The organism is Streptomyces sp. NPDC127114 (assembly GCF_042677525.1).
Lineage (GTDB): Bacteria > Actinomycetota > Actinomycetes > Streptomycetales > Streptomycetaceae > Streptomyces.
In genome coordinates, this window is sequence record NZ_JBHXTJ010000015.1 from 161,750 (window position 1) to 174,584 (window position 12,835).

The window sequence follows — 12,835 nt, forward strand, 5'->3', positions numbered from 1 at the left end:
CGTCCGGAAACCCGCACCCCACAACCGCACCGCACCCCCGCCCCGCCCGGCCTCGCCCCCTCCGCCGCCGTCGTCGGCCTTGGGTCTGCCCGGTCTCCGGACCCCTCCGCCGCCGTCGTCGGCCGCCGGGGCCGCAGCCGCCCGGACGCCGCACCCTGCCGCCGCGGCCAAGTGCCCTCCCGTCTCGGCCTCCGGCGCCCGGATCCTGCCCCCGTTGCCGGGTGGCGTCCCCCTTTTTCCTTCTTGTCCTCCGCCGTCCCTCCCCAACGCGTAAGGCATCCGTCACCGTGATCCCCGCACAGCAGAAGAACGTCCGCCGCGAGCACGACCTGCTCGGCGACCGCGACGTCCCCGCCGAGGCCTACTGGGGTGTCCACACCCTGCGGGCCACGGAGAACTTCGCCATCACCGGCACCCCGATCTCCGTCTACCCGAAGCTCGTCGAGGCGCTCGCCGCCGTCAAGGAGGCCGCCGCCCTCGCCAACGAGGAGCTCGGCCTGCTCCCCGCCGACAAGGCCGGAGCGATCGTCGCGGCCTGCCGCGAGATCCGCGGCGGCGCGCTGCACGGCGAGTTCGTCGTGGACGTCGTCCAGGGCGGCGCCGGCACCTCGACCAACATGAACGCCAACGAGGTCGTCGCCAACCGCGCCCTCGAACTCCTCGGCCACGGCAAGGGCGAGTACCACCTGCTCCACCCCAACGAGGACGTCAACCTCGGCCAGTCCACGAACGACGTCTACCCGACCGCCATCCGCATCGCCGCCATCGGTGCCGCCCGCGAGCTGCTGCGCGCCATGGCCGTGCTGCAGGACGCCTTCGCGGAGAAGGCCGTCGCGTTCTCCGAGGTCGTCAAGATGGGCCGCACCCAGCTCCAGGACGCGGTGCCCATGACGCTGGGCCAGGAGTTCTCCACGTACGCCGTGATGCTGGAGGAGGACCGTGGGCGACTCGCCGAGGCGATCGAGCTGATCCACGAGATCAACCTCGGCGCCACCGCCATCGGCACCGGGCTCAACGCCGCTCCCGGCTACGCCGAGACCGCGCGCCGCCACCTCGCCGACATCACCGGCCTGCCCCTGGTCACCTCCGTCAACCTGGTCGAGGCCACCCAGGACTGCGGCGCGTTCGTCCAGCTGTCCGGCGTCCTCAAGCGGATCGCCGTCAAGCTCTCCAAGACCTGCAACGACCTGCGGCTGCTGTCCTCCGGGCCGCGCGCCGGCTTCGGCGAGATCAACCTGCCGCCCGTGCAGGCCGGTTCGAGCATCATGCCCGGCAAGGTCAACCCGGTCATCCCGGAGGTCGTCAACCAGGTGGCCTTCGAGGTCATCGGCAACGACATGACCATCACGATGGCGGCCGAGGGCGGGCAGCTCCAGCTCAACGCCTTCGAGCCGGTCATCTTCCACGCCCTGTCGAAGAGCATCACCTCGCTGCGGGCCGCCTGCCTCACGCTCGCCGAGCGCTGTGTCACCGGCATCACCGCCAACACCGAGGCCATGCGCGCGAGCGTCGAGAACTCGATCGGTCTCGCCACCGCCCTCAACCCGCACCTCGGCTACACGGCCGCCACCGCCATCGCGCAGGAGGCCCTCGCCACCGGCCGCTCGGTCGCCGAGCTCACCCTGGAGAAGGGCCTCCTCCCGCCCGAGCGGCTCGCCGAGCTGCTCACCCCCGCGCGCCTCACGGGCATGGCGGCCGGGCCGCTGAACGCCTGATCAGGCCTTCGGCACCGCGAAGTTGAACTCCGCGGTGCCGAAGGTCCCCATCAGCCGCAGCCACAGCGGCAGCAGCAGCTCGGTCGCCCGGGCCCCCGTCAGGTCGCCCAGGTCCAGGATCCGCTCGTCCGGCCAGCCGAAGGACCGCAGCAGTCCGGTGACGACGGCCTTGGCCTCGTCGTCGTCGCCGCAGACGAACACGACGTGCTCGCCCGGGACACGGCCCGGGTCCACCATCACGGTGTTCGTCATGGTGTTGAGCGTCTTCACCACCCGTGCGCCGGGGAACGTCCGCTGGATCTGCTCGGCCATGCTGCCGCCCTCCGGCGTCACCACCTTCGGCGGCATGCCCTGCGAGAAGTCGAGCGCGTTCGAGACGTCGACCAGGACCTTGCCCTCCAGGTTCTCCGCCCCCGCCGCCTGCAGCGCGGCCAGCGACACCAGCCCGCCGGTCGCGTTCACCACCAGCTCGGCGCCGGACGCGGCATCGGCGAAGGTGCCGTGCGCCGCCTGGTGCTCCGCGGCCCAGGCCGTCGCGCCCGCGTGATCCGCGGACCTGGACCCGAGGATCACCTCGTGGCCGAGCGAGACCAGCTTGCTCCCGAGCCGTCGGCCGACCTCTCCGGTGCCGAGTACGGCGATCTTCATGCGCGTGCACTCCTTCGTGGGGTCGAGCAACCGGGACCGTGGCGTGGGGGACTCCCAGGGGCGACCGTAAACCCTCGCGGGGCCGCGGAGGCGCGTACGACTCAAGTGCGCGCCCGACAAGGCCGACATTCCTACCGAAGTGGGAACAATCGAGTCGTGGAGTCGCCCGCATGACCACCGCAGCAGCCACCACCCCCGACGCGCTCGACCGCGAAGCGGCCGCCCTGCTGGAGACCGCGGCCTGGCGGGAGATCGTCGCCCGGTGGGCCGAGGCCCTGCCGGTACGGGAGGAGGCCGCCGACTGGCGGCGACTGCTGTCCGTCCCCGTGGACCGGCTCGTCGCGGACGCCCTCGACGCCCTCCCCGCCCCCCAGCCCGCCGAACGGCCGCTCCCCGGACGTCTCGGCGCGATCCTGCCCGACCGGCTGCACGTCTGGCGACGCATCGGCAGCCCCGACGTGCGCCCCTCGGTCCACCTCGCGCACGCCCGGCGCGTCCTGACCGAGTGGGGCTGGCAGAACACCCCGTACAGGCTCCGCGACGCCCGCGGCGCACGCTGCGTGTGCGGGGCCATGCTCGCCGCCCACCGCCTCGGCTACGGCAGCGCGGCCACCATGAACGAGGCGGGGGCGTGGATGCTCGAAGAGCTCCGCTCACGCGGCTGGACCGAGCTCGTCGGCCCCTGGAACCGCGCCCCGGGCCGCACCGCGGCCGAAGCGCTCGCCCTGGTGGACGCCACCATCCGCCGCGCCGCCCGGGTGGGCCGTTGAGCGCCGACGAGCGGGGTCAAGGGACGAGGACGAGGCCCGTCACGGCCGTGGCGCACGCCGTGAAGCCCGCGATCACCAGCCACACGGCCTGGCGAACGTACCTCTCGCGGTCCGCGCGCTCCTTGCGCACCGCGGCCATCGTGCCCATGTGGACCTTCTTCGCCACGCGCGGCAGCCGCACCAGCGAGTACGTCTCGCCCACGCGGTACAGGGGGTTGGGGCTGACGCCCGTGGTGTGCCGGGCCCGTGAGCCGTCCGCCGCCGGATACTCGTAGTGAGCGCGCAGCGTGTCGGTGCGGACCAGGGGCTGCAGTGCGACCAGGGCCGCGCGGACCTCGACGCCCGTCTCCGCCAGTTCCGTCATCGCACGGAGCTCGCTCCGCTCGCCGCTGAGCCACAGGAGGCCGAAGAGGAAAAGGCCGCCGCCCGCCAGGACGAACACGCTGAGCACCAGGATGACCATGTCCACAGCGGTGACCGTACGTCTTCGGGGTACCTCGGGGGAACCCCCGCCCCTTACGATCACGCGCATGCCGATCATCTCGTCCATACCCGTCCTCCTGGGTGACGGTGCCGAACTCCGCGCCGACAGCGGCGGACTGCTCCTGCGTCGCCCCCACGAAGAGGTCCGCATCCCCTTCGCCGCCGTCGCGCACGTGCACGCGAACGGACGGATGGTGGCCGTGGAGCTGACGGCCCCGGCCGGGACCGAGTCGGCCCTGTACCGGATCGAGGGCGTGAGCCGGGCCTCGGCCGTCGTCTTCGCGGAGGCGGTGAACGGCTCGCTGCCCGAACGCCCCACCGACGAGGAGCCGGTGGACGGCTCGGCGCTCGTGACGGTCACGCCCCGGGCCGACGCGGACGCCGGCCCGGAGGTGGACGCCGAGGAGGACGCGGAGCCGCGACAGCCGGCCGAGATCGTCATCCGCGGCGCGATGGCCGCGGTCGGCCTGGGGCTCGTCGCCCTCGCCGCGGGCGTGGTGAGCGCCGGGGACCGGGTGAGCCGCGCGCTCGCGGTGCTGCTGCTCGGCGGCACCGGCCTGGCGATCGGCCGGCTGGCGGTCCGCGCGGCGGCGATCCTGTGGAACGAGTGGTACCTGCCCCGCCACGGCATCACGGTGGAGGCGCGGCCCGTCCTCATCCACGGCCAGGTGGCCTTCGGTTACACCGCCACCGACGGCAGGCTCCGCCAGGCTCCCGGCACAAGCGGCCTACGGGGCGACGCGTACCACGTCGCCTACCACCCCCGGCACCCCGCGCGCGTGGTCGCGTGCAAGAGCCTGGGGGCCGTTCTCGCCTGGCTGGCCCTGCCGTTGATCCTCGTGGCGATCACCGGTCTCGTCGGCTGGGGCACGATCGCCCTCGCCCTCCCCGCCTTCCGCTGAGGCGCCCGGAAGCTCAGCGCCCCCGGGCCACGGGCAGCCGGTCGACCAGCGGCGGGAGCCCGGCGGTGCTCGGTGCGGCGGAGCGCGGGCGCTGCCCGTCCGCCGGGGCGCCGCCGCTCAGGGCGCCGTCCACGAAGGCGTACAGGGCCGGGGTGATCGGCTCCGGCAGCGGCCGGCCCTGCTCGTCGAGGCGCTGGTACTTCATCAGGTTGTAGGCGACGGACATCTGGCGGCGGCCGTCCTCCGTGGCGAGCGACCAGGTGCCCGCGCCGAACACCGCGCCGTCGTGGCCCCAGTACCAGCCGCCGCTCGGCATCTTCAGGGTGTACAGGCCGAGGCCGTAGCGCATCGCGGCCTCCTCGCCGGGCGCCGTCTCGTACGCCGGGACCGTCGTCTTCATCGCGCGCAGCGCCGCCGGGCCGAGCAGCTTCCCGGTGAGCAGCTTGCGGTAGAAGACGTTGAGGTCGTTCGTCGTCGACACCAGCGCGCCGGCCGTGCTCGCCCACGACATGTCGTACGTGCTGTAGTCGCGCGGCGGGTCGATGAGGCCGAAGAAGGACTCGTACATCCCCGCGTGCGGGCCCTTCAGGGACGGCGCGGCCGGGAAGTAGGTGTGGCGCAGGCCGGCCCTGCGGATGACGTGGCGGGTGATGTACGCCTCCGGGTCCTGGCCCGTGACCCGCTCCAGGATCAGTCCCGCGAGGACGTAGTTGGTGTTGGCGTAGGCGAACTTCCCGCGCTCCTGCACCGGCGGGGCGGCGAGGCCGAGGCGCACGAGCTCCTCCGGCGCGATGTGCCGCAGCCGGTTCCCGTCCAGCGTCCGGCCCGGGTTCTCCAGGAGCCCGGGGAAGGCGGACAGGACGTAGTCGGCGATGCCGCTGGTGTGGTTGAGCAGCATCCGGACCGTCACCTGCTGGCCGCGCTCGCCGGGCACGAGGTCCGGGACGTAGCGGCCGACGGGCGCGTCCAGGTCGATCCGGCCGCGCTCCACCTGCTGCAGGATCGCGACGGCGGTGAAGCTCTTGGTGATGCTGCCGACCCGGTGCTCGAGGTCCGGGGCCATGGGCCGCCCGGTGGCCGGGTCGGCGACGCCGGTGGCGCCCCGCCACTGCTCGGAGCCGTCCCGAACCGCCGAGAACGCGCCGTACATGCCGGCGGCGTGGAAGGCGTCGAGCGAGCTGCGCAGGGCCGCCCGGTCGAGGGCCGGCAGCCGGTGGACTGCCGCCGTCGGGGCCGCCGGCGCCCCCGCGGCGTCGGCGGCCTGGGCCGGCAGCACCCCCACGGACAGGGCGAGCAGGGCGGTCGCGAGCACGGCCGTGGTGCGGGCCAGGGGCGGGGCGGTTAAGCGGGTCGCACGGGTGGTGCGCGAGGAGCGCGTGGAGCGCATGAAGGAAGTCCCCCTCCGTCGGTCGTCCGCGCACGATGCGTGCGCGGACCGACCATCCTCGCCGGGCCCGCCCGCGCCCCGCGTCCGTCCCCGGAACGATCTCGATCATCGGAACGCATGACGTCCGGGGGACTAGCCTGGGTGTATGGGCGGCGGCGGCCTGACCGGACTGTTCCTCTGCGGCGACGTGATGCTGGGCCGGGGAGTCGACCAGATCCTTCCCCATCCCCTCGACCCGGCGCTGCCCGAGCGGTACGTGCGCGACGCGCGGGACTACGTGACGCTCGCCGAGGCCGTCTCCGGGCCCGTGCCCCGGCCCGCCGCGCCCGCCTACCCCTGGGGCGAGGCGCTCGACCTTCTCGACGCGGCCGGGCCCGCCGCCCGCGTGGTCAACCTGGAGACCGCCGTCACCCGGAACGACGTACCCGCGCCCGGCAAGGCCGTCCACTACCGCATGGATCCGGCGAACCTGCCCGCGCTGACCGTCGTACGCCCCGACGTCGTCGTCCTCGCCAACAACCACGTCCTCGACTACGGCAGGCGCGGACTCGACGACACCCTCGACGCCCTCGCCGGCGCCGGGCTGCGCACCGCCGGGGCGGGCCGGGACGCCGAGGAGGCCCGGCGGCCGGCGGTCGTCCCGCTGCCCGGCGGCCGACGGCTCGTCGTCCACGCGCTCGGCCTGGAGTCCAGCGGCGTGCCCCGCGACTGGGCCGCCACCGCCCGGCGCGGCGGCGTCCACCACGCGACCGGCCCCGCCGACCCGGCCGCGGCCCGGCTCATCGCCCGGCTGCGCGCGGCCCGGCGCCCCGGCGACCTCGTGGTGGTCTCCGTCCACTGGGGATCCAACTGGGGTTACGCCCCCGCCCGCGCCGAAGTCTCCTTCGGTCATGCCCTCGTCGACGCGGGCGCCGACATCGTGCACGGGCACTCCTCGCACCACCCGCGGCCGCTCGAGACGTACCGCGGCAGGCTCGTCCTGCACGGCTGCGGCGATCTCGTCAACGACTACGAGGGCATCACAGGACAGGAGCGCTACCGCGACGACCTACGGCTCCTCCACCTCGTCTCCGTCCACGACGCGGACGGCAGCCTGGCGCGGGTGCGGCTCGTGCCGCTGCGCAGCCGCCGGCTGCGCCTGGAGCGGGCCCCGGAGCAGGACGTGCGATGGCTCCACGACGTGCTCGGCCGGATCAGCCGCCCGTACGGGATGCGGATCGACCCCGCTCCCGCCGGGGAGCCCGGCGGACCGGCCCTGACGGCCACGCCCGTGTGACCGGCCCGGCAGGCCGACGCGCGGACGGGCAGGAAGGCGAGCGGACATGTACTTCACCGACCGCACCGACGCGGGCAGGCAGCTCGCCGCGCTGCTGGGGGACCTCGGAGGACAGGACCCGGTGGTCCTGGGGCTGCCGCGCGGCGGGGTGCCCGTCGCCGCCGAGGTCGCCGACGCGCTCGGCGCGCCGCTCGACATCTGCCTGGTCCGGAAGCTGGGCGTGCCGTACCAGCCCGAGCTCGCCATGGGCGCGATCGGCGAGGACGGCGTGCGGGTCCTCAACGAGGAGGTCATCGCCCGGGGCGGGGTCTCGGAGCGCGACCTCGCCGAGGTCGAACGGCGCGAGCGGGCCGTCCTGGAGGAGCGGGCCCGCCGCTACCGGGGCGCCCGCGAACCGGCCGACATCACCGGCCGCACCGCCGTCGTCGTCGACGACGGCTTCGCGACCGGGGCGACCGCGCTGGCCGCGTGCCAGGTGGTACGGGCCCGGGGCGCGGGCCGGATCGTGCTCGCGGTACCGGTCGCGCCACGCGGCTGGAGGACCCGCGTCGGCGATGCGGCCGAGGAGACGTACTGCGTGCGCGAGCCCGACGGCTTCTACGCGATCGGGCAGTTCTACCAGGACTTCTCGCAGACCCCGGACGAGGAGGTCGTCGCCGCGCTGCGGCTGCGGCGCGGCGAGGCCGGCGTGGACACCGAGGTGCGCGTCCCGCTCGGCGGACCCGAGGCCGGCGGGCGGCTGACCGTGCCGGACGGCGCCACCGGCGTGGTGCTCTTCGCCCACGGCAGCGGAAGCAGCCGGCACAGCCCGCGCAACCGCGCGGTCGCCGAGACCCTCCACCGGGCCGGGCTCGGCACACTCCTCTTCGACCTGCTGACCGATACCGAGGCGGCCGACCGCGCCAACGTCTTCGACACGCCCCTGCTCGCCGAGCGCCTGACCCGGGCCACCGACTGGCTCGCCGGCCGGCCCGACACCAAGGAGCTCCGCCCCGGCTACTTCGGCGCCTCCACCGGCGCGGCGGCGGCGCTGTGGGCCGCGGCCGAGCCCGGCAGCACCGTCGGCGCCGTCGTCTCGCGCGGCGGCCGCCCCGACCTGGCGGAGGAACGCCTGCCCGACGTCACCGCGCCCACCCTGCTGATCGTCGGCGGCGCCGACTCCCTGGTCCTCGACCTCAACCACCGCGCGGAGCGCATGCTGCGCTGCGAGCACCAGCTCGTCACCATTCCCGGTGCCGGCCATCTGTTCGAGGAGCCCGGCGCCCTGGCCGGGGTGGGCACGCTGGCGGCGGCCTGGTTCGCCGACCGGCTCTGAGCGGCGGTCCGTCCGCGCGGAGGCGTGCCGGCGAAGAGGGTGCCGCGGCGGCGGTGTGCGGTGACGGCGGTGCGGCGGTTACGCGGGTGATCCGCCGACGATCCGGTCCACCGCGGCGGCGATCAGCGCGTCCCGCTCCTCCTCCGGGAAGACGTCGGGCAGCGTGAGCTGCTCGACGATCAGCCAGTTGAAGGCCAGGATCAGCAGTTTGACGGCGGTCGCGTCGCCCGGGAGGCCGGAGGCCTCGTGGTAGGTGACGTTGGCCTCGACGTCGGCGCGGACGCGGGCGGTGAGGACCGCGCGGAGTTCCGGGCGGCGGGTGGCCTCCAGGCGGAGTTCCAGGAGGGCGAGGTAGCCGGTGCGGAAGGAGCTGACGCGGCCCACGAGTTCCCGCATCAGCTGGGTGTACGTCTCCAGGTCGGGGCTCGCCGCCCGCTGCCGGGCGATCGTCTCCTCGTCCGGCTGGAGCCGCTCGTAGACCCGGGCGCCCGCCTGGGTGAGCAGGTCGTCGCGGTTGGCGAAGTAGTTGGACGCGGTGCCGGGCGGGACGGCCGCCTCGGTGTCCACGGCGCGGAAGGTGAGGCCCCGGGCGCCCTCGCGGGCGAGCACCTCGATCGCGGCGTCGACGAGCGCCGCCCGGCGCTCGGGGTTCCTGCGCGCCACCGTCATCACTCCCGTCCGCGGCCGTTTCTCGCTCTCCGTCATTACTCCATGGAGAGTACTACGGGTGGAGTGGCTCACCACCGCGAGGCGACCAGCTCCACCTCGAACCCGTCCGCGTTCTCCAGGTATCCGGCACAGCTCTGCTCGCCGCCCGCGTGCGGATGGCGGTCGGCGAACAGCAGCCGCCAGCCGGCCCGTACGGCCTCCCCGACCAGCCGGTCGAGTTCCGGCCGGGTCGCCACGTGGAAGGCCAGGTGGTTGAGGCCCGGGCGCAGCCGGTCGTGGCTGCCCGCGGTCAGCGCCGGGGACTCCTCGAAGACCAGGTACGTGGCGCCGAGCCGCCAGCTCCGCCCTCGCTCCCAGCTCTGGAACGGCGTGTAGCCGAGCGCTTCGAGCAGCGGCCCGAACGAGGCCACGGCCCGGCCGATGTCGGGCACCCAGATCTCCACGTGGTGCAGCGCGCCGGTGCCCGCCGGGCTCGTCATGGCTCCTCCAAGGGGCTCGGTTCCGGCCCGACCCTACGGTCCGGCCGCCCGACAGCCCCGGGCGGGGATCACCAGGCGAGGTCCTCCAGGGCGTCCAGGTCGGGAACCGGCCCCGCGCCGTTGCCGCCCGGGCGGTCCGGGGCGACCGGGAGCTCGGCCCAGATGGTCTTGCCGCGGCGGGCGTAGCGGGTGCCCCAGCGCTGGGCGAACTGGGCCACCAGGAACAGCCCGCGGCCGCCCTCGTCGGTGTCCGTCGCGTGCCGAAGGTGCGGCGAGGTGCTGCTGCCGTCGGACACCTCGCAGATCAGCACCCGGTCGTACACCAGCCGTACGTGCACCGGCGGGCGGCCGTAGCGGATCGCGTTGGTGATCAGCTCGCTGAGCACCAGCTCCGCCGTGAACCCGACGTCCTCCAGGCCCCACTCGGCGATCCGCGCCGCCGCGGCCGTCCGTACCGGAGCGACCGCCGACGGGTCCGAGGGCACCTCCCACTCCGCGATCCGGTCCGCCGGGACGCGGTGAGCGCTCGCCACGAGCAGCGCGATGTCGTCCGACGGCACCGGGAACAGCAGCGCCGCGAGCACGTCCGCACAGGTCTGCTCCGCGGTCCGCGCGGGCCGCGCCAGGGCCTGGCGCAGCAGCGTGATGCCGGTGTCGTAGTCCCGCTCCCGGCTCTCCAGGAGCCCGTCCGTGAACAGCACCAGCTTGCTGTCCGGCTCCAGCTTCAGCCGCGCCGAGGCGAACGGCCGGTCGCCCAGGCCGAGACCCAGCGGCAGGCCGGCGGGCACCGCCGGGAACTCCACGGTCCCGTCCGGCCGCACCAGGGCCGGCCCCGGATGCCCGGCGCTCGCCATCGTGCACGAGCCCGTCGTCGGGTCGTAGATGACGTACAGACAGGTCGCGCCCGCCGAGCCCTCGGCGCCGCCCTGCTCCGCCTCGGCGGCGCCGCCCTCCCGTTGCAGGCCCGGATCGATGTCCTCGCCGAGCCGGTCGATCAGCTCGTCGAGATGGCTCAGCAGCTCGTCCGGGGACACGTCGAGCGTGGAGAAGTTCGCCACCGCCGTCCGCAGCCGGCCCATCGTCGCCGCCGCGTGCAGGCCGTGCCCCACCACGTCGCCGACCACCAGCGCCACCCGGGCCCCCGGCAGCGGGATCACGTCGAACCAGTCGCCGCCCACGCCCGCCTTCGCCGGCAGGTAGCGGAAGGCGACCTGCATCGCGCTCTGGTCCGGCAGGACCCGCGGCAGCAGACTCCGCTGCAGCGCCACCGCCATCGAGTGCTCGCGGGTGAACCGGCGGGCGTTGTCGATCGCCAGCGCCGCGCGCGCCGCCAGCTCCTCCGCGAACGACAGGTCGTCCTCGCCGAACGGTTCCGGCGTGTTCTTGCCGCGCCAGAAGTTCGCCATTCCCAGCACCACGCCGCGGGCGAGGAGCGGCACCGTCAGCAGCGAGTGCAGCCCGTACGCGAGCGCCTGCGCCGCGCCCTCCGGGTCCTGGGCCCGCCAGCCCTGCGCCGCGGCCAGGTCCGGCTGGATCACCGCCCGGCCCTCCTGCAGGGCCGAGGCCATCGGCGTGGTCGGCACCACGAACCGGATCAGGTCACCGACCGGCTGCAGCGGGGTCTCCTGACTGACGCCGCTCAGCGCCGTCCGCCGCATCTCCGTGAACGCGCCCGACGGCTCCTCGCCCCGCACCACCGGGTCGAGCAGCTCCACCGTCACGAAGTCGGCGAACCGCGGCACCGCCACCTCCGACAGCTCCTCCGCCGTCCGTACGACGTCCAGCGTCGTGCCGATCCGGGTGCCCGCCTCGTACAGCAGCCGCAGCCGGCCCCTCGCCACCTCGGCCCGGCCGGTCAGCGCGGCCAGCTCGGTGGTGTCGCGCATGGTCATCACGCAGCCGCCTTCGGCCACGCCGTCGGCCGTCGGCCGGACGTTCACCGCGAGCAGCCGGTCCCCGGCCAGGTGCACCTCGTCCGTCGCGGCCCGGCCGGACAGCAGCAGCGCGGCGGTACGGGGTTCCAGGCCCAGTTCGCGGACATGGCGCCGCTCGGCGTCCTCCGGCAGCTTCAGGAGCCGGCGCGCCTCGTCGTTCGCGAGCAGCAGCCGCCCGTCGCCCCCGACGATGAGCACGCCCTCCTTCACGGAGTGGAGCACGGCCTCGTGGTGCTCCTTGAGCCGGGTCATCTCGGCCGGACCGAGACCGTGCGTCTGCCGCCGCAGCCGCACGCTCACCAGAGCCGCGCCGCCCAGCGCCAGCCCCAGGGCGATCCCGGCGGCGGCGAACAGCAGCGGCAGCCGGGACTCCACCGTCTCGCCGACCGTCGCCACCTCGATGCCGCTGGTCACCATGCCGACCACGGTCCCGTCGTCGTCCCGGACCGGGACGACCGCGCGGACCGCGTCGTTCGGAGCCCCGTGGAAGATCTCGGTGAACGACTCGCCGGCGCGCGCCCGGCCGATGTCGCCCCTCGCCCGCTGGCCGATCAGGGAGGGATCGGAGTCGGTGTAGCGGGCGCCGTCCGGGGCGAGCACGGCGATGAAGTCCACACCGGAGCCGATCCGGGCCGCCTCGGCGCGCGGCTGCAGTTCCGCCGTCGGGTCGTCGGCCTTCAGGGCCTCGGCGATGCCGGGCGCGTGGGCGAAGGTCTCGGCGACGGCCAGGGAACGGTTACGGGCGTTGCGCTCGCTGTCGTGGCGGTCCTGGAGGACGATCGCGAACGCCGCCGCTGCGATGAGCAGCAGCGCGATGATCGCCTGCAGGGTGAAGACCTGCCCGGCTACGCTCCGCAGCCCGGTGGGCCGCCCCCGCGGCTCGCCACGGGACCGGTCCGCGCGTCGCGTCACGGTGCGCTCCTTCCCGCCCTGCTCGCCGGGGCCTCCTTCCATGCTGCCCCCGGCGCCGCCCCCAGGGGAAACGGTGGGCACGCGGGCGCGTCCGCACGGCGCAGTCGCGAGGGGAACGGTGACGCAGAGCAGCGGACCTGCCGCCACGGAGAGCGACCGGCCGGAAGGCAGGGAAGGCGTGCGGCGGCCTGTGAAGAGCCGATCGGGCCGGCTGGGAGCTGAGAGCGGCGGACGCGCGGGCGGCGACGGAGGCCAGGGCCGGCTGGGAGGTGCAGAGCGGCGACCTAGAGGGCGGCGACGGAGGCCAGGGCCGGGGGGGGCCCGGGGGGGGGGGGCGGCGCCCCC

Annotated in this window: 11 protein-coding genes; 5 read left to right on the plus strand and 6 right to left on the minus strand. The window is 74.8% G+C overall.

What is annotated here, in order from left to right; genetic code table 11:
- Positions 1 to 287: 287 nt before the first annotated feature.
- Positions 288 to 1,715: an aspartate ammonia-lyase gene (locus ACFVGS_RS18065; RefSeq protein ID WP_385693017.1), complete on the plus strand. Its 1,428-nt coding sequence runs from the start codon at positions 288 to 290 to the stop codon at positions 1,713 to 1,715.
- Here the strand turns inward: ACFVGS_RS18065 and ACFVGS_RS18070 are convergent, their stop codons facing one another.
- Positions 1,716 to 2,363: an NADPH-dependent F420 reductase gene (locus tag ACFVGS_RS18070; RefSeq protein ID WP_385693018.1), complete on the minus strand. Its 648-nt coding sequence runs from the start codon at positions 2,361 to 2,363 to the stop codon at positions 1,716 to 1,718. It abuts the gene before it with no gap.
- A 170-nt stretch (positions 2,364 to 2,533) separates the two neighbouring features.
- On the opposite strand from ACFVGS_RS18070, the gene ACFVGS_RS18075 reads away from it, so the two are divergent.
- The gene (locus tag ACFVGS_RS18075) at positions 2,534 to 3,133 is read left to right on the plus strand and encodes a hypothetical protein (protein ID WP_385693019.1); all 600 of its coding nucleotides are present in this window, start codon (positions 2,534 to 2,536) and stop codon (positions 3,131 to 3,133) included.
- A 16-nt stretch (positions 3,134 to 3,149) separates the two neighbouring features.
- On the opposite strand, the gene ACFVGS_RS18080 is transcribed toward ACFVGS_RS18075, so the two are convergent.
- Entirely contained in the window at positions 3,150 to 3,602 is a 453-nt protein-coding gene (locus ACFVGS_RS18080; RefSeq protein WP_384422196.1) for a hypothetical protein, read from the minus strand.
- Positions 3,603 to 3,663: 61 nt separating this feature from the next.
- Between ACFVGS_RS18080 and ACFVGS_RS18085 the strand changes: the two genes are divergently transcribed.
- Positions 3,664 to 4,518 (plus strand): hypothetical protein, encoded by an 855-nt coding sequence (locus ACFVGS_RS18085; protein ID WP_385693020.1) that lies wholly within the window; start codon positions 3,664 to 3,666, stop codon positions 4,516 to 4,518.
- 13 nt (positions 4,519 to 4,531) lie between these two features.
- Here ACFVGS_RS18085 and ACFVGS_RS18090 read toward each other — a convergent pair whose 3' ends face one another.
- Positions 4,532 to 5,905 carry a serine hydrolase domain-containing protein gene (locus tag ACFVGS_RS18090; RefSeq protein WP_385693021.1) on the minus strand — a complete coding sequence of 458 codons (1,374 nt, stop codon included), beginning with the start codon at positions 5,903 to 5,905 and terminating at the stop codon, positions 4,532 to 4,534.
- Between the two features lie 145 nt (positions 5,906 to 6,050).
- On the opposite strand from ACFVGS_RS18090, the gene ACFVGS_RS18095 reads away from it, so the two are divergent.
- A complete protein-coding gene (locus ACFVGS_RS18095; protein ID WP_384422190.1) occupies positions 6,051 to 7,181 on the plus strand; it encodes a CapA family protein in 1,131 nt (376 codons plus the stop codon).
- Positions 7,182 to 7,227: 46 nt separating this feature from the next.
- On the plus strand, positions 7,228 to 8,496 hold the full coding sequence (locus tag ACFVGS_RS18100; RefSeq protein ID WP_385693022.1) for a phosphoribosyltransferase family protein: 1,269 nt from the start codon (positions 7,228 to 7,230) through the stop codon (positions 8,494 to 8,496).
- Between the two features lie 78 nt (positions 8,497 to 8,574).
- Here the strand turns inward: ACFVGS_RS18100 and ACFVGS_RS18105 are convergent, their stop codons facing one another.
- From ACFVGS_RS18105 to ACFVGS_RS18115, 3 genes are all read right to left on the minus strand, one after another.
- Positions 8,575 to 9,159: a TetR/AcrR family transcriptional regulator gene (locus tag ACFVGS_RS18105; RefSeq protein ID WP_384422225.1), complete on the minus strand. Its 585-nt coding sequence runs from the start codon at positions 9,157 to 9,159 to the stop codon at positions 8,575 to 8,577.
- 74 nt (positions 9,160 to 9,233) lie between these two features.
- Positions 9,234 to 9,644: a VOC family protein gene (locus tag ACFVGS_RS18110; protein WP_384422186.1), complete on the minus strand. Its 411-nt coding sequence runs from the start codon at positions 9,642 to 9,644 to the stop codon at positions 9,234 to 9,236.
- A gap of 68 nt (positions 9,645 to 9,712) precedes the next feature.
- Complete coding sequence (locus tag ACFVGS_RS18115) at positions 9,713 to 12,532, minus strand: SpoIIE family protein phosphatase (protein WP_384422184.1); 2,820 nt, start codon at positions 12,530 to 12,532, stop codon at positions 9,713 to 9,715.
- Between the last annotated feature and the right edge of the window lie 303 nt (positions 12,533 to 12,835).

What these genes read in the sequence shown, in the direction of transcription:
- ACFVGS_RS18070 (WP_385693018.1), bottom strand. Translation starts at nt 2,363, where the DNA reads ATGAAGATCGCCGTACTCGGCACCGGAGAGGTCGGCCGACGGCTCGGG.
- ACFVGS_RS18075 (WP_385693019.1), top strand. Translation starts at nt 2,534, where the DNA reads ATGACCACCGCAGCAGCCACCACCCCCGACGCGCTCGACCGCGAAGCG.
- ACFVGS_RS18085 (WP_385693020.1), top strand. Translation starts at nt 3,664, where the DNA reads ATGCCGATCATCTCGTCCATACCCGTCCTCCTGGGTGACGGTGCCGAA.
- ACFVGS_RS18090 (WP_385693021.1), bottom strand. Translation starts at nt 5,905, where the DNA reads ATGCGCTCCACGCGCTCCTCGCGCACCACCCGTGCGACCCGCTTAACC.
- ACFVGS_RS18095 (WP_384422190.1), top strand. Translation starts at nt 6,051, where the DNA reads ATGGGCGGCGGCGGCCTGACCGGACTGTTCCTCTGCGGCGACGTGATG.
- ACFVGS_RS18100 (WP_385693022.1), top strand. Translation starts at nt 7,228, where the DNA reads ATGTACTTCACCGACCGCACCGACGCGGGCAGGCAGCTCGCCGCGCTG.
- ACFVGS_RS18110 (WP_384422186.1), bottom strand. Translation starts at nt 9,644, where the DNA reads ATGACGAGCCCGGCGGGCACCGGCGCGCTGCACCACGTGGAGATCTGG.
- ACFVGS_RS18115 (WP_384422184.1), bottom strand. Translation starts at nt 12,532, where the DNA reads ATGGAAGGAGGCCCCGGCGAGCAGGGCGGGAAGGAGCGCACCGTGACG.